The sequence below is a fragment of the Streptomyces sp. NBC_00582 genome, assembly GCF_036345155.1.
Taxonomy (GTDB): domain Bacteria; phylum Actinomycetota; class Actinomycetes; order Streptomycetales; family Streptomycetaceae; genus Streptomyces.
In genome coordinates this window covers 7,694,484-7,715,039 of sequence record NZ_CP107772.1, presented here as the reverse complement: position 1 = coordinate 7,715,039, position 20,556 = coordinate 7,694,484, and the positions used below count along the sequence as shown (strand labels likewise).

Annotated in this window: 22 protein-coding genes and 1 pseudogene; 17 read left to right on the top strand and 6 right to left on the bottom strand. The window is 72.6% G+C overall.

Annotation, left to right across the window (positions count from 1 at the left end; translation table 11 throughout):
* Positions 1-68 precede the first annotated feature (68 nt).
* Together htpX and pspAB are read left to right on the top strand one after the other, a co-directional pair.
* The gene (gene htpX, locus OG852_RS34900; RefSeq protein WP_133909973.1) at positions 69-989 is read left to right on the top strand and encodes a zinc metalloprotease HtpX; all 921 of its coding nucleotides are present in this window, start codon (positions 69-71) and stop codon (positions 987-989) included.
* A gap of 3 nt (positions 990-992) precedes the next feature.
* Complete coding sequence (gene pspAB, locus OG852_RS34895; protein ID WP_330350023.1) at positions 993-1,577, top strand: PspA-associated protein PspAB; 585 nt, start codon at positions 993-995, stop codon at positions 1,575-1,577.
* A gap of 28 nt (positions 1,578-1,605) precedes the next feature.
* Here the strand turns inward: pspAB and OG852_RS34890 are convergent, their stop codons facing one another.
* Both OG852_RS34890 and OG852_RS34885 read right to left on the bottom strand, forming a co-directional pair.
* Positions 1,606-1,857 carry a hypothetical protein gene (locus tag OG852_RS34890; protein ID WP_133909971.1) on the bottom strand — a complete coding sequence of 84 codons (252 nt, stop codon included), beginning with the start codon at positions 1,855-1,857 and terminating at the stop codon, positions 1,606-1,608.
* Positions 1,858-1,924: 67 nt separating this feature from the next.
* The gene (locus tag OG852_RS34885; RefSeq protein ID WP_330350022.1) at positions 1,925-3,283 is read right to left on the bottom strand and encodes a DUF2252 domain-containing protein; all 1,359 of its coding nucleotides are present in this window, start codon (positions 3,281-3,283) and stop codon (positions 1,925-1,927) included.
* Positions 3,284-3,485: 202 nt separating this feature from the next.
* On the opposite strand from OG852_RS34885, the gene OG852_RS34880 reads away from it, so the two are divergent.
* On the top strand, positions 3,486-4,670 hold the full coding sequence (locus OG852_RS34880; RefSeq protein WP_133909969.1) for a winged helix DNA-binding domain-containing protein: 1,185 nt from the start codon (positions 3,486-3,488) through the stop codon (positions 4,668-4,670).
* 47 nt (positions 4,671-4,717) lie between these two features.
* Here OG852_RS34880 and OG852_RS34875 read toward each other — a convergent pair whose 3' ends face one another.
* Positions 4,718-5,032: a hypothetical protein gene (locus OG852_RS34875; RefSeq protein WP_133909968.1), complete on the bottom strand. Its 315-nt coding sequence runs from the start codon at positions 5,030-5,032 to the stop codon at positions 4,718-4,720.
* Positions 5,033-5,249: 217 nt separating this feature from the next.
* Here OG852_RS34875 and OG852_RS34870 point away from each other — a divergent pair, with 217 nt between their 5' ends.
* From OG852_RS34870 to OG852_RS34820, 11 genes are all read left to right on the top strand, one after another.
* Complete coding sequence (locus OG852_RS34870; RefSeq protein WP_133909967.1) at positions 5,250-5,609, top strand: arsenate reductase family protein; 360 nt, start codon at positions 5,250-5,252, stop codon at positions 5,607-5,609.
* Between the two features lie 66 nt (positions 5,610-5,675).
* The gene (locus OG852_RS34865) at positions 5,676-6,569 is read left to right on the top strand and encodes a hypothetical protein (RefSeq protein WP_330350021.1); all 894 of its coding nucleotides are present in this window, start codon (positions 5,676-5,678) and stop codon (positions 6,567-6,569) included.
* 98 nt (positions 6,570-6,667) lie between these two features.
* Entirely contained in the window at positions 6,668-7,363 is a 696-nt protein-coding gene (locus tag OG852_RS34860; RefSeq protein WP_330350020.1) for a hypothetical protein, read from the top strand.
* Between the two features lie 448 nt (positions 7,364-7,811).
* Positions 7,812-8,843: a glutamine synthetase gene (gene glnII / locus OG852_RS34855; RefSeq protein ID WP_133909965.1), complete on the top strand. Its 1,032-nt coding sequence runs from the start codon at positions 7,812-7,814 to the stop codon at positions 8,841-8,843.
* A 71-nt stretch (positions 8,844-8,914) separates the two neighbouring features.
* Complete coding sequence (locus OG852_RS34850) at positions 8,915-9,286, top strand: hypothetical protein (RefSeq protein ID WP_330350019.1); 372 nt, start codon at positions 8,915-8,917, stop codon at positions 9,284-9,286.
* A gap of 43 nt (positions 9,287-9,329) precedes the next feature.
* Complete coding sequence (locus OG852_RS34845) at positions 9,330-9,452, top strand: hypothetical protein (RefSeq protein WP_330350018.1); 123 nt, start codon at positions 9,330-9,332, stop codon at positions 9,450-9,452.
* Positions 9,453-9,571: 119 nt separating this feature from the next.
* Positions 9,572-10,141 carry a winged helix-turn-helix domain-containing protein gene (locus OG852_RS34840; protein ID WP_133909963.1) on the top strand — a complete coding sequence of 190 codons (570 nt, stop codon included), beginning with the start codon at positions 9,572-9,574 and terminating at the stop codon, positions 10,139-10,141.
* Positions 10,142-10,201: 60 nt separating this feature from the next.
* The gene (locus OG852_RS34835) at positions 10,202-11,221 is read left to right on the top strand and encodes an NAD-dependent epimerase/dehydratase family protein (RefSeq protein WP_330350017.1); all 1,020 of its coding nucleotides are present in this window, start codon (positions 10,202-10,204) and stop codon (positions 11,219-11,221) included.
* A 52-nt stretch (positions 11,222-11,273) separates the two neighbouring features.
* Positions 11,274-12,551: a sensor histidine kinase gene (locus tag OG852_RS34830; protein ID WP_133909961.1), complete on the top strand. Its 1,278-nt coding sequence runs from the start codon at positions 11,274-11,276 to the stop codon at positions 12,549-12,551.
* Complete coding sequence (locus OG852_RS34825) at positions 12,536-13,192, top strand: LuxR C-terminal-related transcriptional regulator (RefSeq protein WP_133909960.1); 657 nt, start codon at positions 12,536-12,538, stop codon at positions 13,190-13,192. Before OG852_RS34830 ends, OG852_RS34825 begins: the two co-directional genes overlap by 16 nt.
* 171 nt (positions 13,193-13,363) lie before the next feature.
* Positions 13,364-14,941, top strand: coding sequence for a DUF1996 domain-containing protein (locus OG852_RS34820; protein ID WP_330350016.1), 1,578 nt, complete (start codon positions 13,364-13,366; stop codon positions 14,939-14,941).
* A 96-nt stretch (positions 14,942-15,037) separates the two neighbouring features.
* Here the strand turns inward: OG852_RS34820 and OG852_RS34815 are convergent, their stop codons facing one another.
* A complete protein-coding gene (locus OG852_RS34815) occupies positions 15,038-15,454 on the bottom strand; it encodes a hypothetical protein (RefSeq protein ID WP_133909958.1) in 417 nt (138 codons plus the stop codon).
* A gap of 98 nt (positions 15,455-15,552) precedes the next feature.
* Here OG852_RS34815 and OG852_RS34810 point away from each other — a divergent pair, with 98 nt between their 5' ends.
* The 3 genes from OG852_RS34810 to OG852_RS34800 all read left to right on the top strand — a co-directional run bounded on the left by OG852_RS34810 (position 15,553) and on the right by OG852_RS34800 (position 18,866).
* Entirely contained in the window at positions 15,553-16,047 is a 495-nt protein-coding gene (locus tag OG852_RS34810; protein ID WP_133909957.1) for a tetratricopeptide repeat protein, read from the top strand.
* 59 nt (positions 16,048-16,106) lie between these two features.
* Positions 16,107-18,035 carry a hypothetical protein gene (locus tag OG852_RS34805; RefSeq protein ID WP_133909956.1) on the top strand — a complete coding sequence of 643 codons (1,929 nt, stop codon included), beginning with the start codon at positions 16,107-16,109 and terminating at the stop codon, positions 18,033-18,035.
* A gap of 141 nt (positions 18,036-18,176) precedes the next feature.
* The gene (locus OG852_RS34800) at positions 18,177-18,866 is read left to right on the top strand and encodes a TetR/AcrR family transcriptional regulator (RefSeq protein ID WP_133909955.1); all 690 of its coding nucleotides are present in this window, start codon (positions 18,177-18,179) and stop codon (positions 18,864-18,866) included.
* 3 nt (positions 18,867-18,869) lie between these two features.
* Here the strand turns inward: OG852_RS34800 and OG852_RS34795 are convergent, their stop codons facing one another.
* Complete coding sequence (locus OG852_RS34795) at positions 18,870-19,232, bottom strand: 5-carboxymethyl-2-hydroxymuconate Delta-isomerase (protein ID WP_330350015.1); 363 nt, start codon at positions 19,230-19,232, stop codon at positions 18,870-18,872.
* A 32-nt stretch (positions 19,233-19,264) separates the two neighbouring features.
* Positions 19,265-20,527 (bottom strand): annotated as a pseudogene (locus OG852_RS34790) (PP2C family protein-serine/threonine phosphatase); the annotation flags it as partial.
* Positions 20,528-20,556: the final 29 nt, after the last annotated feature.

The window sequence follows — 20,556 nt, the reverse complement described above, 5'->3', positions numbered from 1 at the left end:
CTTCATGGGAGTGCGCGGGTGCACACTGGCAGTGGGGCGAGTGCCTGACTGCCTGCGGGGTGATGCAGATGCGGAGCCGTTTCCGGAGTGACCGGGGGCTGACCGTGCGGATGACGGTCACCATGTTTCTGCTGGGGCTGCTGTACGTCGCGTTCGTCGTCGCGCTGATCGTGTTGCTGAAGTCGTGGCTGCTGGTGGTCGTGCTGGTGGCGGCCATGTTCGTCGCGCAGTTCTGGTTCTCCGACCGGATCGCGATGTTCGCCATGCGCGGGCGGGTCGTGGAGCGCGAGGAGTATCCCGAGCTGCACGCCGTCGTGGACCGGCTGTGCGCCCTGTCCGACATGCCGAAGCCGGTCGTCGCCGTGTCCGCTATGGACATGCCGAACGCGTTCGCCACGGGGCGCAATCCCGAGAACGCGGTGGTGTGCGTGACGACGGGGCTGCTGCGGCGGCTGGAGCCGGCCGAGCTGGAGGGTGTGGTCGCGCACGAGCTGTCGCACGTGGCACACAAGGACGTCGCCGTGATCACGATCGCGTCGTTCCTCGGGGTGATCGCGGGCCTGATCGTGCGGTTCGCGTTCTACTCGCAGCTGTTCGGCGGCGGGCGCCGGGACCAGAACACCGCCGTGATCTTCGCCGCCGTGATGGGCGTGTCGGCGGCCGTGTACGCGATCAGCTTCCTGCTGATCAGGGCGCTGTCCCGGTACCGGGAGCTGGCGGCGGACCGGGCGGCCGCGCTGCTCACCGGGCGGCCCTCGGCGCTGGCGTCGGCGCTGACCAAGGTCTCCGGGGAGATCGCCCGGATCCCGACCAAGGACCTGCGGACGGCCCAGGCCTTCAACGCCTTCTACTTCACTCCGGCGACCGGCAGGGAGCCCGGCATCGAGCAGTACTTCTCCACCCACCCGAGCCTGGAGCAGCGGCTCGACCAGCTCGGGCGGATCTCCGCCGAGCTGGGTGACGCGGCAACCCCCGGGAAGGCAGGCTGACGCATGGGGCTGCTGGACATCCTGCTCGGCCGGACGAAGCCGGTCGCCCCCGACCTCGATCAGTTGTTCGCGCTGCCCTCGGCGGCGGTGACACTGGAGGCGGCGACCGGCTTCACACCGACCGGGCAGGGCGCCGTCTGTTTCGCGACCGTGGAGGGCGGGGCCTTCGAACAGACGCACCGCGAGGTCCAGGCCCTCCTCGACGCGGACACCGAGCGCACCGGTCCCCCGGTCCAGCTCCTGCGTGACGACTACGGCTACTCCTGGCTGCTCTCCCACCGCTCCCCCGACGACCTCTCGGCCCTGGTCAACGATCTGCACGCGGTGAACAGCGCCATGGAGATCAACGGCTTCGGACCGCAGTTGCTGTGTTCCCTCGCCGCCTTCGAGAACCCGGCCGGCCGGTCGCTGGCGCTCGTCTACCTCTACAAGCGCGGCACCTTCTATCCGTTCGCGCCGCTGCCCGAACGGGGGCAGCGGCGCGACAACGCGCTCGAACTCCAGGTGAAGGCGGCGCTGACGAACGATCTGCGCATCGAGCAGGATCTGAGCCGCTGGTTCCCGGTGTGGGGGGCGCCCGGCCTGTGAGCAGGCCCCGCTCCCCCGCGAGCCGGTCCTACTTGCCGCGCTCCCGCTCGTAGCGGCGCTCCCACTTGGCCTGGAGGTCGCGGCGGGCGCGGTAGGCCTTGTAGGTGGTGGGCGCGGGGCCCGGGGCCGGGGTGGAGGACGAGGAGGACGAGGACGACGTCGTGCCCCGGCCGTACTGCACGTGGACGTAGAGCAGGGCGACGGCGGCGAGCCAGTAGACGGGGTTTCCGAATCCCAGGACGACCAGGACGAAGGTCCCGGTGAGGATGATGGTGCCCATGTCGTTCAGCGTAGGGAGACCGTCACGCACCGTGCATCTCCTTTTTCGTATGGCCCCGGGGCCGACCTCACACGTCGGGCGCGGCCGTCACCACCCCCGCCGCGATCGCCGCGCGCAGCACCGCGTGGTCGGCGGTGGTCCGGTCGGCGTAGGCGAGGGCGAAGTCGGCGATCGCGTGGTCGAAGGTGTCGCCGGAGCCGAGGTAGCCGGCGATGGCGATCCGGTCGCCGGAGCGGGCGTGGGCGCGGGCCAGGGCGGTGCCGCAGAGCCGGGCGTACGCCGTGAGGGCGGCGGGGCTCATCCCGGCGACGTCGGCGGAGCCCTTCATGTCGCGGAGCTGGCGCCAGTAGTAGGCGCGGCCCTGGGGGCCGGTCATCCAGCCGAGGAAGATGTCACTGGCCGCCTGCAGGAGCCGTTGTCCGGCGACGACCCGGTGGCCGGGGTGGGTGTACGGCCCGCTCGGCAGATGCGCCTCCAGGACGGAGGCACGGGCCTCCTTGATCTGGAGGAACAGCGGGTCCTCGGCGTCGCGCCCGGAGAGCAGGACGATGAAGCAGCGCAGGCCGACGCTGCCGACGCCGACGACCTTGCGGGCGGCGTCGACGTAGCGGTAGCGGTCGAGGAGCAGCCGGCGTTCCTCGGAGAGGGTGGAGCGGTAGTCGCTGAAGATCTTGCGCAGGGCGGCGGAGTCGGAGACGCCGGCGGGTTCGAGGAGCGGCGGGTCGTGGATGATGCGGTGGCGTCCGTCGACGAGTTCGGTGAGTTTGCCGAGGGCCTGGAGGCTGGTGCGGCGGCGGGCCCGGGTGAGGCTGGCCTCGGCGCGCCGGCGGTGGCGGGCGGAGCGCAGCAGGGGCAGGAGGCTGTCGGCGTCGATGCGTTCGTACCAGACGTCGAGTTCGCCGAGCCGGGCGAGCCGCTGCATCGCGGTGCGGTAGGCGGCGACGGCCTCCACGGTGGCGCCGCGCGCTCTGGGCTCGGCGTGGCCGTTCTCGCGGGCGGCCACGGCGACGGAGGCGGCGAGCCGTTGCACGTCCCATTCGAAGGGGCCGGGGAACGTCTCGTCGAAGTCGTTCAGGTCGAACAGCAGCGCCCGCTCCGGGGAGGCGTACAGCCCGAAGTTGAGCAGATGGGCGTCGCCGCAGAGCTGGACGGTCAGCCCGGTGTGCGGCCGGGCGGCGAGGTCGGCGGCCATCACGGCGGCGGCGCCGCGCAGGAAGGCGAAGGGGGAGGCGGCCATCCTCCCGTAGCGCACGGGCAGCAGCTCGGGCAGCCGGTCCCGGCCCTGCCGTTCCAGGACGGCGACGGGGTCGGCCCGGTCGACCGGCGCCAGCCAGCCGGCGTGCGCGGAGCGGGGGACCCGCTTACGGGCCTCCTTGCCGCGCCGGGCCCGCTCCTCGGGCGCGCCGAGCGCACCGGGGGTGCTCATCCGCCTGGTCTCCGCGTCACGTCGGCCTCCCGCCTCGAACACACCGCCGTCAAGCCTTTGTTCGCAGTGAAGGACGAGTGAAGGAGGTGTGCATGCCGGGTCCGGCAAATGGGTGACGGGCCGGGGTGGGGGGTCGGGGGTGTTTGTCAGTGGGGTCGGGGAGGATGCGGGCAGGGAACGGTTCGACGGGTGGAGGTCGGGGATGGGTGAGGGTGTGCGGTACATCGGCGGGGCGGAGCGGCGGGCGCGGCTGGCCTCGCGGCACCGGCTGACCGCGGCGGGGCGGGCCGCGACGCCCGAGGCGGTGGCCGAGTCCCTCGTCGCGCTGCACGGTACGGATCCGGCGACGGTGTATCTCGCGGTAGGGGCCCGGCTGGCGGACCCGGCGGGGCCGGTGGCGGCGACGGAGCGGGCGCTGTACGAGGACCGGACGCTCGTGCGGATGCACGGCATGCGCAACACGGTGTTCGTGTTCCCCACGGAGCTGACGGCCGTCGTGCACGCCTCGACGGGGCTGGCGGTCGCCGCCCGCACGCGGACCGCGCTGGTGAACGACATGGCGAAGGCGGGCGCCCCCGACGCGGCCTGGCTGAAGGAGGTCGAGGAGTCGACGCTGGCCGCGCTGGGGCGGCTGGGGCAGGCGACGGCCACCGAGCTGGCGCGGGAGGAACCCCGGCTGCGGGAGCAGTTCGCGTACGCGGCGGGGAAGAGCTACGAGGGGATCCACACGGTCTCCACGCGGCTGCTGCGGCTGCTGGGGGTGGAGGGCAAGGTGGTCCGGGGGCGCCCGCTGGGCTCCTGGACGTCGAGCCAGTTCTGCTGGGCCCTCGCCCCGGCCCATCCGGAACTGGACGTCGCGGATGCCCAGGCCGAGCTGCTGCGCCGCTGGCTCGCGGTGTGCGGTCCGGCCACCGAGGCGGATCTGAAGTGGTGGACGGGGTGGAAGGTGACCGACGTCCGGCGGGCGCTGAAGGCGATCGGCGCGCAGGCGGTGACGGTCGACGAGGGCACGGGGTACGTCGTCGAGGGGGACGTCGCTCCGGTGGCGGCGCCGAAGGAGCCCTGGGCGGCGCTGCTGCCCTCGCTCGATCCGACGGCGATGGGCTGGCAGGGCCGGGACTGGTATCTGGCGCCGGAGCTGCGGCCCGCCCTGTTCGACAGAAGCGGCAACATCGGGCCGACGGTGTGGTGGGACGGCCGGGTGGTGGGGGGCTGGGCGCAGCGCGCCGACGGGGAGATCGTCTGGCGGTTCCTCGCCGGGGAGGGGCCCGGCCGGGAGGCGGAGGCCGCGGTGGCCGCGGAGGCGGAGCGGCTGGGGGCGTGGCTGGGCGGGGCGCGGGTGACGCCGCGGTTCCGGACGCCGGTGGAGAAGGAGCTGGTGGGGTGAGGGCGACGCCGGGTGCGGTCCGTACGGACGGCACCCGGCGGGCCCGCTCACCGGTTGTAGCGCAGGAACGCCCTGACCATGTGGCACGTCGTGTCCGACGGGGGGTGGACGCCGATCAGCTCCGCCGTGCTGCGGATCTTCTCGTTGCGGGCCTGGTTCGGCAGGTAGACGCCGAGGTCGAGCAGCGCGATGGCGAGGCGCATCGCCTTGAGCCGGCGGTTGTGCGCCACGTACCAGTCCCGGGGCCGTCCGGCCGGCAACGGCCGCTTCGCCACGGGCACATAGGGCAGGTCGAGCTGGACGGATCGCTTGGCGGTGGACTGGGTCGGCAACGGCTTCGGCTTCAGAGCGGCAGCGGGCACGGGCATCCTCCTGTCGCGGTCGGAGCCCCACCGGGATCTCCGGCGGAACTCTCGAACACTGCATCCATTCTACGGCCCCCCACTGACATTCAGCAGTCCGCACACCCCATCAAATCCCCAGGTGAGCGCGGAAATTGACGCCACGCCACAGCCGCTCCACGAGACACACGCGAGACACGGAAAATTCGAACAGAGCTACCGGGGTAACGTGGGGTTCATGGAGATTTGGATCAATCCGGCCTGTTCCAAGTGCCGGAGCGCGTTGACCTTGCTCGATGCCGAGGGCGCCGACTACACCGTTCGCCGGTATCTGGAGGACGTGCCGAGCGAGGAGGAGATCAGGGGGGTGCTGGACCGGCTCGGTCTTGAGCCGTGGGACATCACACGGACCCAGGAGGCCGAGGCCAAGGAGCTGGGGCTGAAGGAGTGGGCGCGGGACGCCGCGTCGCGCGAGCGCTGGATCGCGGCGCTCGCCGGGCACCCCCGGCTGATCCAGCGGCCGATCATCACCGCGGAGGACGGCACGGCCGTGGTGGCGCGCACGGAGGAGGCCGTACGGGACGCTCTGTCCCGTTAGTCGGCTGGGCGCCGGTTCGTCCGCGCGCGGGAGTCGGGGCCGGTACCGCTGTTACCCTCCGCGGCCATGACCTTCGGTGATCAAGGAACGCCGCACGCCCCGCAGGACCCTTGCGCCCGGCAGAACAGCCCGCAGGCCCCGCACGCGCCACAGAACCCGTACGCGCCGCAGGATCCGTACGGCCGCTTCGTGGCCGGGCAGGAGTTGATACGTCGGCGGCGGGCGCGGCGGGCCGTGGGGGTCGGGGCGGGTGTCGTCCTCGTGGGGGCGATCGCGGCCGGGGCGGCGATGGCTGGGGGCGGGGACGACGGGCGCCCCGCGGCGGTGTCCGCCGCCACCGGAGCCTCGGACACGGCGGCCCCCGGCGCGGGCGTGCCCTCCGTCGGCGTCACGCTGCCCTCGGACGCGCCCGGTTCCCTCCCCTCGCTGCTCGCCCGGCCGGTGATCCGGCCGGAGCAGGCCTTCCCCGCCCCGAGCGTCCGGCTGTCGGACGGCTCCCGGTACACGCGCGTGGACCTGGCCACCACGACCGACTGCACCCGGGGCACGTCCCCGGAGCTGGCCGAGCTGATCGAGCAGGGCGCGGAGTGCTCCCGGCTGACGGCGGCCCTGTTCACGGACGCCGACCGGCTCTCGCAGATCACGGTCACCGTGCTGAGTTTCGCGCGGGTCGAGGACGCCTCGCGGGTGTTCATGATGGCCTCGACGGACCCGGTGACGTATCAGGTCGTCTCCCTGGACCCGCCCCCGAAGGCGGGGCTGCCCACCGTGCCGCCGGGGTCGGCCGGGGTCTTCCGCCGGGTGATGACGGTCCGCTCGGTGGTGTTCGCCAACGGGCAGTGGGGGGACGGCAAGGAGACCGGGGAGGCCGAACTCACCGCCGAGACCGAGGGGTTGCTGCGGCATGTGAACGACAGGGTCGTGGCGTACGAGGAGGGGCGGACGGGGAGCGGCCTGTGACGCGCGCCACTTCAGATGACTCCGGCGACCCTTGAGTAACTTCGTTCGGGATCTCGTACATAGCGGCGTACGCTCCCCCACCTCTTCAGGAGGCGCGCATGTCGCGCAGGAGAAGTCTCGGCACGAAGAAGAAGATCGCGCTGTTCGTCAGCGCGGCCGCGGTGGCGGGCGGTGGTGCCATCGCCCTGGCGAACACCTCGAACGCCGCCCAGTCGCCCCAGAAGGCACAGACGCTGTCCGCGGCGAACTCGACCGTCTGTCAGGGGCTCGCCACCGCCCTCGGCAACAACCAGAAGTTCATCGACGGCCAACGGGCCGCCCCGGACGCGCAGTCGGCGGCCCGGATCGCCAACCGCGAGGCGGTCATCGCGCAGATCAAGGTCCAGCAGAAGGCGTCGGGGTGCGCCGTTGGGGAGTCGGCTCAGGACTCCCAGGCGACGCAGCCCACCCAGCCCTCGCAGGCGGCCTCGACCCCCGCGGCCAACAACGGAAACGCGGGGAACACCGGGAACGCGGGGAACGCCGGCAACGGCGGTGCCGCCTCCGGGCAGCAAGTCTGCAACGGCTCCACCGTCACCCTCTCCGGTGAGGCGGGCGCCCCGGCGGCGTCCAGCAACCAGTTCCCGGCGGGTACGAAGCTGAAGGTCACCAACCTGGACAACAACAAGTCCATCACCGTCCAGGTGACCTCGGTCTCCGGCAGCTGTGTGCTGCTGAACAACGCGGCTTTCGAGCAGGTCCGTGAGCCCGGCAAGTTCCTGATCCGCCGGGCCGTGATCGAGAAGGTGGGGTGAGGTCCGGGCGCACGGAGAGGAGCTGAGGCGGCGGCCCGCTCCGGAGGGCGCGGCGAGCGGCGGCAGGTGGGAGGACACGTCCGGCAGGACGGCGGTCTCCCCCGTGCCGCGGCCGCTCGCCCGCCCGGGCGGCCACCTCGTACGGGTCACGGGTCCCGCTGTTCGCGGCCACGAACAGCGGGACCCGCCGTGCGCCCAGGGCCCGCGACGCCCCGGGCGCAGACATGGAGGACACCGTCGTACACAGCTCGGCGCGGCTTCCGATGGCGTTCACACGGTGAGTCGTGCCACAGAACCACCAGGTAACACGGGGTTCACATGCGAGCAATGATCGGGAAATCGCCTGTTGACAGGCTGCCGGTCAACACCGACGGCGCCCCAGTGCCGCAGCGCCGCAGCAGCACAGCACCCGCAAGTGCGTCAGACACACCCCCGAAGGAAGTGGCCCGTGACCTTCAAGGCTGAGTACATCTGGATCGACGGCACCCAGCCGACGGCGAAGCTCCGCTCCAAGACCAAGATCATCACGGATGAGCCCGCCGGTCTGGACGCGCTGCCGATCTGGGGCTTCGACGGGTCCTCCACGAACCAGGCCGAGGGCCACTCCTCGGACCGTGTGCTGAAGCCGGTCTTCACCTGCCCCGACCCGATCCGCGGCGGCGACGACGTCCTCGTCCTGTGCGAGGTCCTCAACATCGACATGACGCCGCACGAGTCCAACACCCGTGCCGCGCTCGTCGAGGTCGAGGCGAAGTACGGCTCGCAGGAGCCGATCTTCGGCATCGAGCAGGAGTACACCTTCTTCCAGGACGGCTACCCGCTCGGCTTCCCGAAGGGCGGCTTCCCGGCTCCGCAGGGCGGCTACTACTGCGGTGTCGGCGCCGACGAGATCTTCGGCCGTGAGGTCGTCGAGGCCCACCTGGAGAACTGTCTGGCCGCCGGTCTCGGCATCTCCGGCATCAACGCCGAGGTCATGCCCGGCCAGTGGGAGTTCCAGGTCGGCCCGCTCGCCCCGCTCGAGGTCTCGGACCAGCTCTGGGTCGCCCGCTGGCTGCTCTACCGCACCGCCGAGGACTTCGGCATCTCCGCCACCCTCGACCCCAAGCCGGTCAAGGGCGACTGGAACGGCGCCGGCGCGCACACCAACTTCTCCACCAAGGCGATGCGCGAGGGCTACGACGCGATCATCACCGCGTGCGAGTCGCTCGGTGAGGGCTCCAAGCCGCTCGACCACGTCAAGAACTACGGCGCCGGCATCGACGACCGTCTGACCGGTCTGCACGAGACCGCCCCGTGGAACGAGTACTCCTACGGTGTCTCCAACCGCGGCGCCTCGGTCCGTATCCCGTGGCAGGTCGAGAAGGACGGCAAGGGCTACATCGAGGACCGCCGCCCGAACGCCAACGTCGACCCGTACACGGTGACCCGTCTCCTGGTGGACACCTGCTGCGCCGCCCTGGAGAAGGCCGGCCAGGTCTGATCCCTCCCGTGGCCTCGCGAAGGGCGCCCCGCCGATCCGGCGGGGCGCCCCTTGCGTTTGTCGTGCGCCGCGTGGAGATCGACCGGGCGGGGCTGGAGCACGCGTACGGCCCGACGGAGGACGTCCCCGGCCTGCCGCGGGACCTGGAGTCCGCCGACGCCGGGGTCCGTGAGCGGGCGAGGGACGAGCTGGTCTCCTCGCTGTGCCACAGGGGGACCGGCTACCCGGCGAGCGCGCCCGCCGTACCGCACCTGGCCCGGCTCGCCCTTCAGCCGCTGCGGCGCGCCGCGGACGGCGCGCGCCGGGTCGCGTGGGCCGCGCTCCCCGACGACGGCGGGCCGCACCCGGACCCGGCCGTCCGGGACGCCGTGCGCACCCTGCTCATGACCGCCGGGTGGTCGGCCGACGTCAACTTCGCGTCAAGGAAAGCGTCCAAGCTGTGAGAGGAGGCTCCTGTTGCGGGCGTGTGTCTGCTTCAATGGGGCCATGGCCAGCTTCCAGAAGTACACCGCGACGGGTCGCCATGACCTCGAGCCCTTCTGGCCTTCCCGTCAGCACCACGACTTCGACCGGGTGTGTTGCCGCGCGACGAACGCGCAGGCCCTCTAAAGCCGTACACCCCGGCCTTCGGCCAGCGCGCACGACGTACGTCCCTCGGCGAGCCCGACCACGAATCGCGGCCGTCGTCCTCCCCGACGAACTTCTCGCGCGAAAAGAGCTGACCTCTCATGGCGACCACCCGTTCCCTCTCCACCGCCACGCTCCCCGCCCCCGTCCAGAACGCGCCCCGGCACCGGCTGCGGGCCGTCGGCCCCGACGAGGTGGCCGATGTGGCGGACCTGCTGCCGCCCGGCGCCACCTGGCTGCCCGCCCCGCAGCACAGCCTGCCCGACCTGCCGGGCCGGCCCGCGATGGTCGGCTATCTGGTGCTGATCCCGGCGGACCAGCAGCAGCCGTTCCAGCCGGTGCCGGTCACGACGGCCGCGCCGCAGACCGCCCCGGGCAACCCTCTCGTGCGCATCGACGCCGTGCAGCGCACCGCCGCGGTCGACGGGCGTGAACTTGACCTCACCTACCTGGAGTTCGAGCTGCTCGCCCATCTCGTGGCGCATCCGAACCGGGTGCACACACGCGACCAGCTCGTCACCACGGTGTGGGGGTACGGCCATGTCGGCGACGGCCGTACGGTCGACGTCCATGTCGCCCGGCTGCGCCGCAAGCTGGGCGTCGAGCACCGCGGCACCATCCAGACCGTGCGCCGCGTCGGCTACAAGTACACCCCGCCGACCGGCCGCTGACGCTCTGCCCTCGGCAAAGAACGGTTCCGTCCCGGGGCCCGGCCGGGCACAGTCACCGGCATGAGACTTCTGGTGCTGGGCGGGACGGAGTTCGTGGGACGGGCCGTCGTGGAGGCGGCCCTCGGGCGCGGCTGGGACGTGACGGTCCTGAACCGGGGGCGGCACACCCCCGCCCCGGGGGTGCGGGTGCTGACCGGCGACCGCACCGCGCCCGGCGGCCTCGCCGCCCTGGCGGAGGGGACGTGGGACGCCGTCGTCGACACGTGGTCGTCGGCGCCCCGCCCGGTGCACGAGGCGGCGCGGCTGCTGCGGGGTCGCGCCGGCCGCTATGTGTACGTGTCGAGCTGCTCCGTCTACACCTGGGCCCCGCCCGCCGGGTACACGGAGGAGGCGCCCGTGGTCGAGGGCGCCGCGCCCGACGCCGACTCGACCGACTACCGCCGCGACAAGCGGGGCGGTGAGCTGGCCGCCGTCGACGCCTTCGGCACGCAGGACTCCGTTCTGGTACGGGCCGGGCTGATCCTCGGCCCGTACGAGAACGTCGGACGGCTGCCCTGGTGGCTGGGCCGGATCGCACGCGGCGGCCCGGTCCTCGCCCCCGGGCCCCGGGACCTCCCCCTGCAGTACGTCGACGCCCGCGACCTCGCCGCGTGGATCCTGGGGGCGGTGGAGCGCGGGCTGAGCGGGCCGTACAACCTGATGAGCCCTCAAGGGCACGCCACCATGGGCGAGTTCCTGGAGGCGTGCGTGCGCGCCACCGGTTCCGACGCCCGACTGCGCTGGACGGCGCCGGAGACCGTCCTCGACGCGGGCATCGAGCCCTGGGTGCAGCTTCCGGTGTGGGTGCCGCCGGGCACCGACATGCACGACGCGCTGCACGCCGCCGACGTCTCGCGGGCGGTGGCGACCGGGCTGTCCTGCCGCCCCGTCGAGGAGACCGTCGCCGACACCTGGCAGTGGCTGTGCTCGATCGGCGGGACGGCGCCGCACCGCTCCGACCGCGCGGTGAAGGGGCTGGATCCGGCGGTGGAGGCACGGGTGCTGGCCGGGGCGGGAGGTGTACCTGGCACCACCCCCTGAGCGGGGGCCCCGGCCCAGTGACCCCCTCCGCGGGCTCGGACAGACTTGCGGCATGAACACCGACACGAAGAGCGGCCGGCGCGGTTCGCGGACACGGGAGATGGTGCTCGCCGCCGTACGGGGGCTCGTGCTGGCCCTGGCGGTGTGGCCCTGGACGGTGGTGGTCTACTGTCTGGCCCTCGTCTCCCTGGCGCTGATCCCCGTCGGCGTGGGTCTCGTCACCACCCCCTGGGTGCTGAGGGCCGCCCGGGCCCTCGCCGACAACCGGCGTGATCTCGCGCAGCGATGGTGCGGGATGCACATCCCCGTCGCGTACCGGCCGCTCCCGCGGACCGCCAACCCGGCGGCGCGCACCTACGCGCTGCTGCGGGACCCGGCGACCTGGCGGGACCTGCGCTGGCTGATGGCGGACACGGTGGCGGGGCTGGTGACCGCGCTGCTGCCGGTCGTCCTGGTCCTCTACCCGGTGGAGGGGCTCGCCCTGGCGGCGGGGCTGTGGCGGGCGGTGACGGACGGGTCGGGCGGCCCCTACTGGTACGCCTTCGTGCCGGTAGACGACTGGACGACCGCGTTCGGGGCGGGCGCGCTCGCCGTCCTGCTGCTGGTCGTCGCCGACCGGTACGCCGTGAGCGCCCTCGGTGTCCACTTCCGGCTCACCCGCGGTCTCCTCACCCCGAGCCAGGCCGAACTGGCCGAGCGGGTCAAGGTGTTGACGGACACCCGGCGCGACGCCGTGGACACCTCGGCCGCCGAACTGCGGCGCATCGAGCGGGATCTGCACGACGGGGCGCAGGCACGACTGGTGGCCATGGGCATGGACCTCGGCACGGTCGAGCTGCTCCTGGACAAGGATCCCGAGAAGGCCAAGCGGCTTCTGGCGCAGGCCCGGCAGTCGTCCGCCGAGGCCCTCGCCGAACTGCGGGACCTGGTGCGGGGGATCCATCCGCCGGTGCTGGCCGAGCGCGGACTGGGCGACGCCGTACGGGCGTTGGCGCTGCGGCTGCCGGTGGCGACGGAGGTGGTGGTGGAGCTGCCCGGGCGGGTCGAGGCGCCGGTGGAGTCCGCCGCGTACTTCGCGGTCAGCGAGGTCCTCACCAACGCGGTCAAGCACTCCGGCGCCGACCGGATCTGGGCCGACCTGCACCACGCGGACGGCCGGCTGCGGATCTCCGTCACCGACAACGGCGGCGGCGGCGCGGTGATCGGGGCGGGCTCGGGTCTGGCCGGGGTGGAGCGGCGGCTGGGTACATTCGACGGCGTCCTGGCCGTCAGCTCACCGGCGGGCGGTCCCACCATGGTGACCATGGAGATTCCTTGCGTGTTGTCCTAGCCGAAGACCTGTTCCTGCTGCGCGACGGACTGGTGCGGCTGCTGGAGGCGTACGACTTCGAGATCGCCGCCGCCGTCGAGAGCGGGCCCGAGCTGGAGCGGGCCCTCGCCGAACTGGAGCCGGACGTCGCCGTGGTCGACGTCCGGCTTCCGCCGACGCACACCGACGAGGGTTTGCAGTGCGCGCTCGCCGCCCGCCGCCGTACCCCGGGTCTGCCGGTGCTGGTCCTGTCCCAGCACGTGGAGCAGTTGTACGCGCGCGAGCTGCTCGCCGACGGCAGCGGCGGGGTCGGCTATCTGCTGAAGGACCGGGTGTTCGACGCGGAGCAGTTCGTGGACGCCGTACGGCGGGTCGCGGCGGGCGGTACGGCGATGGACCCGCAGGTGATCCAGCAGTTGCTGGCCCGCCGTTCGGGCGACGGACAGGGCCCGGTGGAGCGGCTCACTCCCCGCGAACGGGAGGTTCTGGAGCTGATGGCCCAGGGCCGGTCGAACGCGGCGATCGCCGGCAAAATGGTCGTCACCGAGCGGGCCGTCGCCAAGCACACCGCGAATATTTTCGTGAAGCTCGGTTTGGAGGTCTCCGACGACGACAACCGCAGGGTACTGGCGGTGCTGGCCTATCTGGACCGGGTCCGGTAGGGGGCCAACTACCGTGGAGTGCGGTGACGTTGGGGACGGTTTGTCGTACGGACCTCTCATCAATTTCTGAGACCGCTGAACACCTCTGGGACGGGATGCGTAAGGGAGGGGGCAGCTTCACTCCTGTCGGGCGCCTCGATGCGACCCCGCCAAGGAAGTCAGAGGAGTTCCATGGGACGCAACATTCGTAAACGCCGTTCGTCGATGGCCACGAAGGCCGTGGCAGCATCGGCGGCCCTAGCGCTCGGCGGGGGCGGGCTGATCTGGGCGAACTTCTACGCTTCGGCCCACGAGTCCGGCAACTCGGGCCAGAACACGACCAAGGCCGCCGCCGCGGCGGGACAGGTCGCCACCATCTCCTGCCCGGACGTGGGGCAGAAGCTGACGAACGTGCCGGAGAAGGCCAAGCAGGGCGTCGCCACCGAGCTGGCGAACCTCGACAAGCAGATCACCGAGGCCTACGCCCGGCTCGCCTCCACCCGTCAGGCGCAGGCGAACGACGCCGGGTTCGTGCAGAACGCGATCGTCGGCCCCCTGAAGGAGAAGCGGGCGGCCACGATCGACCGGATCCGCATCGACATCCAGCGGGTCGGCGGCCAGTTCAACACCCAGCTCAGCCAGCTCGCGGCGTGCACCACGCAGGCGGCCAACGCCAACACCAACGCGGGCCAGGGCACCGGCGGCAACAACCAGCAGAACGGCGGCCAGCAGAACAACGGCGGCCAGCAGAACAACAACGGCGGTCAGCAGAACAACAACGGCGGTCAGCAGAACAACGGCGGCCAGCAGCAGGCGGGCGCCAACGGCCAGGGCGGCAACGGCCCGACCGCGGCGGACTTCGTGGACATCACGAAGGTCCAGCAGAACGCGACCATCGGCGTCGGCGCCAACGGCTTCGCCGCCAACGGCAACTCCGGTTCGCGCGGCACCTTCACCACCAAGTGCGGCACCAACGGCAACGACAACCACAACACGGACAACGTGATCGTGGCCCCCGGTGTCAGCAACGGCGCCCACCACCTGCACGACTACGTCGGCAACCAGTCCAACGACGCGTTCGCGAGCGACCAGGAGCTGGCGGCGGCCCAGACGAGCTGCCAGAACCAGGGCGACAAGTCGTCCTACTTCTGGCCGGTGCTGCGCACGCAGGACGGCACGCAGGACTTCGACCAGAACGCGGACGGCGGTGGCAAGGAGGGCAACGTCGGCAAGATCCTCCAGCCGGCCCAGGCCCAGCTGAAGTTCGTCGGCAACAAGAGGAGCCAGGTCGTCGCGATGCCGACCGCGCTGCGCATCATCACCGGTGACGCGAAGGCCTTCGTCAACGGCAACGCCAACGCCAACGTGAACTGGTCCTGCACGGGCTTCGAGAACAAGGTCCAGCTGCACGACAAGTACCCGATCTGCCCGCAGGGCAGCCAGGTGGTGCGCACGACCTTCTTCCAGAGCTGCTGGGACGGTCAGAACATCGACTCCGCCAACCACCGCACGCACGTGTCCTTCGTCCAGGCGAACGGCACCTGCGCCAACGGCTTCAAGGCGATCCCGCAGCTCCAGGTGCGGCTGGTCTACAACGTCGCCCGGCCGTCGATCCAGAACGGCGTCGTGAAGAACGCCTACGCGGTCGACAGCTTCCCGGAGAACCTGCACAAGCCGATCACCGACCACAACGACTTCATCAACTTCTTCTCCAAGAACACGATGAACCAGATGGTCAACTGCATCAACACCGGCAAGAAGTGCCAGTAGCCGCTCAGGAGCCGCCGGCAGTCGCCGGCGGCTGAGCAGGCCGGCAACGGAGAAGGCCGGCGGTGAGGATTCCTCACCGCCGGCCTTCTCGCATGCTCAGTGACCGGAGTGCGCCGCGTGGTCCGTGCCCTCCTCGACGTCGCCGCCGAGCGTCTTGCGCAGCGTGGTCACCGTGCTGGTCTCCTCGCCCACGGCCACCCACTTGCGGCCGACCAGATAGTGACCGCCGTAGTCCTTGGCACCGTTGAGCCACTCGCGCTGGCCCCGGTCGGTGGCGAAGGTCAGCAGCAGGAACTTTCCCGCGGAGGTCTTGCAGATCGCCTGGCGGAGTTCGTCGGCGTCCGTCTGCATATTGGGCGTGCAGTCCACCTCGGCGGCCAGGTGCTCCAGGCTGCCGGTCGCCGCCGTGGGCACGGCCACCTCGGCCTTCCCGGAGCTTGCGGACGCGCACCCCGCCAGCACCAGCGCCGCCGCGGCGGTCGCCGCCGCGAGGATCGGTCGGGTCACCTTCATCTGTCCTCCCTGCGTGAGCCTCGTCCTGGATACGGCTCCCGCGCACGGTCCGCTCAAAATACGCTGCCGGGCCGGCACACACGTGCGAGAGTGAGCCGGTGAACCACGACTGGGAAAGGCGCGTATCGGCCGCCTGGGCCACCCTCGACCGCTATCCGCAGGCACGGGCCGCCGACTTCCGGGCCGTGATCGACGACCTCGTCGCCGAACTGCCCGAGGCGAGCCCCCTGCGCCCCTTCGAACGGGCCTGCGCCTGGGACTCGACCGGGCACAGCGGCCGCGCCGTACCGCTCTACCGGGAGGCGCTCGACCTGGGGCTGACCGGCTACCGGGCCCGCCGCGCCAAGATCCAGCTCTCCAGCTCCCTGCGCAACACCGGGCACGCCGAGGAGGGCGTCGCGCTGCTCACCCCCGAACTGGACGCCCCGTCCGACGAACTCGACGACGCCGTCCGCGCCACGCTCGCCCTGTGTCTGTCGAGCCTCGGCCGCGACCGCGAGGGCCTGTCCCTGGTCCTCGGCGCCCTCGCTCCCCATCTGCCGCGCTACCAGCGGTCGATGGCGAACTACGCACGGGCGCTCGTCGAGTCGTAGGACACGGGGAGCGACCCGGACGGCGGTGACCATCCACCGCCCCGCTCGTTGCGCTGGGCGTGCAGTCACAGGATGTCGCCCCGAGCCCCGCCCCCGGTTCCGTCACCGACCGGGCCGTCGACGTCGAGCAGGCCGAGGCCGCGCTCGTCGAGCACTATCCGCGTCTCGTCCGGCTCGCCTACCTGGTGCTGCCGCCGGGCCTCGGCCGCGGCCGCAGGGTGCTGACCGCCCACGCCCTCGTCCAGCGCGCCCTGCCGCGCGGCCGGGCCTCGGCCCCCGTGATCCCGGCGCAGGCCCAGGCCGACGGCCGCGACGGCGACCCCGGCTACGCCTACGTCCGCCTCCAGGTGGTGCGTACGGCGCTGGAGGCGGGCCGTCCGCTCCTGCGCGCGGCGTGGCCCAAGCGGGCGCAGCTACCGCCGCTGCTCCCCCAGGTGTGGGGCCTCCGGCTGTTCCCGCGCTCCGGCGGCGCCGACGAACTCGCCCTGGACCAGCGGCTGTCCGCGCTGAGCGGCCCGGCCCGCGCCGCCCATGTGCTGCGCGGCCTGGAGAAGCTGCCGGACGCCGAGGTGTCCAAGGTCCTCGCCGAGGCCGGCGTCGAGGACACCGGCGCGGCGCTGGACGAGGCCGACGCGGTCCCCGCCCGGTACGCGCTGCTCGACTCCCCCGAGTTCGACCCCTGCTCCCTGCAGGCCCGGCCCACCGATCTGATGCACCGCCGTCGGCACACCAGGGCCGCGCTCGCCGCCGCGGCCGCGCTCGCGGTGTGCGGCGCGCTGGTCGCCCTGCCCGGCGACGGCTGGGGCCCGGACGGCGCGGCCGCCCCGGTGTACGCGCGGAACCCGGCGGCCGAGGCCGCGCTCGACCCGGGCCGGCTGCTGAGGGTCTCCCCCGTCGCCTGGAAGACGTCCGCGCGCACCGACTTCTCCGTCTGGCCGGCCCGCGGCCCCCTCGTCCGCGACACCGCGCTGCTGCGGCGCGCCCTCGCGGTGTGGGCCCGACCCGGCACGACGGTCCAGGTCTCGGCGACCCCCGACACCCCGGCCGGCGGCCCCTCGGGCCCGCCCCAGCTCCTGTACGCGGGCGATGTGGGCAACGCGCGCGTGGTGCTCTTCTACGACGGGCTGCGCATCGCCCGCTACGCCGAGCCGGAGGACGGCACGGCCGGGGCCGCCCTGGACTTCGCGCGGGTGGACGGCGCGACCGGCGTGGAGGCGTCCGCGATCGTCCTGGACCGGGCCGACGGCAACGTCCGCTGGCTGACGGCGCCCTGGGTGACCGCGGCGGGCGAGCGGGACCTCGGCAAGCCGGGCGCCGGGGTGATGGCCCTGACGCTCACGGGCGGCATCACCTCACCGCTGGCCAGCCCGGCGACCCGGACCGGCACCTGCACCGGCTGGAACGTCCTGCAGCTCACCGACGCCTCCGGCACCCATCTCCTCACCGACCTCGGCGAGCTGGTCCCCGCCCGGCTCACCGGCGGCCGGCCCACCGCGCCGAAGGAGGCCACGGGCGCCGAGGCGCTCGGCACCTGGGCGCCGTACGCCTGCTCGCTGGCCGATGTGCGCGGGCAGGGCGTGCGCACGGTCAACGCGTGGTCGTACGCCCATCAGGTGCTCCCCGACGGGAGCGGGTCGGCGGAATGGGTGTGCACCCGGGCGGAGACCTGGCGGGGCGACGGGAGCCGGGTGCTGGCCCAGTTCCGTACGCCGGGCGGGCTGTTCGGGGCGGCGGTGGCGAAGGCCGGGGACGTCCCGGCGTGCGGGCCGCGCGATCCGCATGTGCTCGCCGGGGTGCTGTGGAAGTCGCAAGGAGGCCACTGGTATCTCCTCGCGGCCGGCGACTCGGGGACGCACGACGTGCGGGCGACGGGCGGCGTGCGGGACTCCGCGCCGGGCCATCTGCTCACCGCCGCCGCCGAGAAGGGCGCGAAGGCGGATCTGAAGGGCACCCTGGCGGACGGACGCTCGATCAACGGACTCAACTGATCGCCTCGGAAGGGTCTCCCCGCGCACCGCGGTACGCCCCGAGCCGCCGGGCACGCGCGGTGAGCGACTGGTGCTCGAGATGTGAACAGCCGAGGTCGGGCCGGTCCGTTCGCGGCCGGATTCGGTCGGTAAGGTGTGCGCATGACTACCGGGGTTCGTCGAAGAATGGGAGTCGAGGAGCGTCGGCAGCAGTTGATCGGCGTCGCCCTCGACCTGTTCGCCCAACGCTCGCCCGACGAGGTCTCCATCGACGAGATAGCGGCCGCCGCCGGTATCTCGCGCCCCCTCGTCTATCACTACTTCCCCGGCAAACTCAGCCTGTACGAGGCCGCGTTGAAGCGGGCCTCGGAGGATCTCGCCGCCCGTTTCAGCGAGCCGCACGAGGGGCCGCTCGGCTCACGGCTGCTGCGGGTGATGCGCCGCTACTTCGACTTCGTCGACGAGCACGGCCCGGGTTTCTCCGCCCTGATGCGGGGCGGCCCGGCCGTCGGCTCGTCCACGACCAACGCCCTGATCGACTCCGTGCGCCAGGCCGCCTACGAGCAGATCCTGTCCCATCTGGGGATCGTGGACCCGCCGGCCCGCCTGGAGCTGGTGGTCCGCTCCTGGATCTCGCTCGCCGAGTCGACCGCGCTGATCTGGCTGGACGGGCGGCGGATCCCCCGCGCGGAGCTGGAGGTGCAGCTCGTGCACGACTTCGCCGCGCTCACCGCCGTCAGCGCGGCCTACGACGACGAGATGCGCACCCTGCTGCACCCCATGCTGGCCGGCGAGCCGGCCGACGGCCCCTTCGGCGACCTGGCGGCCCGGCTCATCGCGCTGGCGTCGTAGCGGTCACTCCCGCTCGAACTTGCGGTACGAGGGGTCCAGGTCGCGGACCTCGGCGGAGGCGTGCAGCACGAATCCCCCGCCGTCCTTCACATGCTCGCGCAGCAGCTCCAGGACCACCTCGGTCAGCCTGGCCTTGGTCTCCTCGGTGCGGCCGGCGAGCAGACCCAGGGTGACGTGGACGATCGCGTGGCCCCCCTCGCTCGGGTCCTCGTAGCCGTACGCGGTGTCGTCGGCCTCGCGGAACAGGGTCTTGCAGGCCTCCGGCTTCGCGGCCGCGATCTCCACCACCGAGGCGTGCAGGGCCCGAGCGAAGGCGTCCCGGTCAAAGTCGATCGAGGCCGAGTGGTCGACGGTGATGTTCGGCATGAGCACTCCTGTTCCAGGGCGACGATGTCACGTCACCCTAGCCGCAGTGCCAGCATCGCGATGTCGTCCACCTGGCCGGGGCCGAAGCGGGTGAGCAGCAGGTCGCACAGGGCGTCCAGGCCGGGTGGGGCGGCCGCGGCGGCGGTGCGCAGGTGTTCCAGGCTGACGCCGAGGTCGGTGCCGCGGGTCTCGATCAGCCCGTCGGTGACCATGAGGAGCCGGTCGTCGGGGCGCAGCCTCAGCTCGGCGGGGGCCGGGCGCTCCAGGCCGAGGCCGAGGAGGGGGCCGTCCACGTCGACGTAGGCGGCGGTCCCGGTGCCGGAGACGACCAGCGGCGGGAGGTGTCCGGCGTTGGCGATCCGCAGCCGTCCGGAGGCCGGGTCGAGCAGGGCCAGGCAGACGGTCGCGGTGACGTCGGGGTGGTAGTGCTGGAGCATCCGGTCGAGCCGGGCGGCCAGCACCGACGGGTCGGGGTCCTCGACGCAGTAGGCGCGCAGCGCGTGCCGGATCTCCACCATCACCGTGGCGGCCTCCAGCGAGTGTCCGACGACGTCCCCGACGGCGGTGAGCACCCGGCCTCCCGTGGACACGGCGGCGTAGAAGTCGCCGCCGATCTCGGTCTCGCGGGACGCGGGCACGTACCGCACGACCAGGTCCACGCCGGAGAGCCGGGGCGGCCGGTCGGGGCGGGGCAGGAAGCTGTGCTGGAGGGTGAGCGCGACATGCCGTTCCACCTGGTACAGCAGCAGCGGCTCGGCGGCCAGCGCGGTGACCCGGGCGAGGCGGGAGAGCAGTCCGTCGTCGACGACGGGCGCGGTGGCCGGGACCGCCACGCACACGGGCGTCCGACGGCCCGGGGTCACGGCCGGCACCAGCCGGGCGGCCTCCCGCAGCCCCGGACGGAAGAACCCGGCCGGCCACACGGTCGCCGGCGCGACCACGCCCCGGGGTCCGCCGTGCCCCGCCGTGAGCCGGGACACCAGCCGGGCCACGGTCTCGTGGGCGGCCGCGTCCGGCAGCCCGTGCGTGCCGCGGTCGAGGGAGGTCCCCCGGTGCAGTCCGCCGTCCGGGCCGACCACGAAGACCACCGCCGGTGCTCCGGCCAGCCGGGCGGCGCCCTCCGCGGCCGCCTCGGCCAGCTCGCCCGGGCAGCGCGCGGTCTGCACGGCGGCGGTCGTCTCGGCGAGGAGCGTCAGCCGTCGGGCCCGTACCTCCGCGTCGCCCCTGCGTCGCGCCCCGCGCAGGGCGGCCCGGACGACGGACTGCATCTGCAGCGGATCGGCGGGCACCGTGAGACTCCCGGCCCTCTCGGTAACGACGTGGT

Bases quoted from the DNA above. Each gene is read 5' to 3' on its own strand.
- OG852_RS34820 (WP_330350016.1), top strand. From the start codon at position 13,364: ATGGGACGCAACATTCGTAAACGCCGTTCGTCGATGGCCACGAAGGCC.
- pspAB (WP_330350023.1), top strand. From the start codon at position 993: ATGGGGCTGCTGGACATCCTGCTCGGCCGGACGAAGCCGGTCGCCCCC.
- OG852_RS34815 (WP_133909958.1), bottom strand. From the start codon at position 15,454: ATGAAGGTGACCCGACCGATCCTCGCGGCGGCGACCGCCGCGGCGGCG.
- OG852_RS34800 (WP_133909955.1), top strand. From the start codon at position 18,177: ATGACTACCGGGGTTCGTCGAAGAATGGGAGTCGAGGAGCGTCGGCAG.
- htpX (WP_133909973.1), top strand. From the start codon at position 69: ATGCGGAGCCGTTTCCGGAGTGACCGGGGGCTGACCGTGCGGATGACG.
- OG852_RS34880 (WP_133909969.1), top strand. From the start codon at position 3,486: ATGGGTGAGGGTGTGCGGTACATCGGCGGGGCGGAGCGGCGGGCGCGG.
- OG852_RS34870 (WP_133909967.1), top strand. From the start codon at position 5,250: ATGGAGATTTGGATCAATCCGGCCTGTTCCAAGTGCCGGAGCGCGTTG.
- OG852_RS34795 (WP_330350015.1), bottom strand. From the start codon at position 19,232: ATGCCGAACATCACCGTCGACCACTCGGCCTCGATCGACTTTGACCGG.
- OG852_RS34845 (WP_330350018.1), top strand. From the start codon at position 9,330: ATGGCCAGCTTCCAGAAGTACACCGCGACGGGTCGCCATGACCTCGAG.
- OG852_RS34830 (WP_133909961.1), top strand. From the start codon at position 11,274: ATGAACACCGACACGAAGAGCGGCCGGCGCGGTTCGCGGACACGGGAG.
- OG852_RS34885 (WP_330350022.1), bottom strand. From the start codon at position 3,283: ATGAGCACCCCCGGTGCGCTCGGCGCGCCCGAGGAGCGGGCCCGGCGC.
- OG852_RS34835 (WP_330350017.1), top strand. From the start codon at position 10,202: ATGAGACTTCTGGTGCTGGGCGGGACGGAGTTCGTGGGACGGGCCGTC.
- OG852_RS34840 (WP_133909963.1), top strand. From the start codon at position 9,572: ATGGCGACCACCCGTTCCCTCTCCACCGCCACGCTCCCCGCCCCCGTC.
- OG852_RS34890 (WP_133909971.1), bottom strand. From the start codon at position 1,857: ATGGGCACCATCATCCTCACCGGGACCTTCGTCCTGGTCGTCCTGGGA.
- OG852_RS34865 (WP_330350021.1), top strand. From the start codon at position 5,676: ATGACCTTCGGTGATCAAGGAACGCCGCACGCCCCGCAGGACCCTTGC.
- OG852_RS34860 (WP_330350020.1), top strand. From the start codon at position 6,668: ATGTCGCGCAGGAGAAGTCTCGGCACGAAGAAGAAGATCGCGCTGTTC.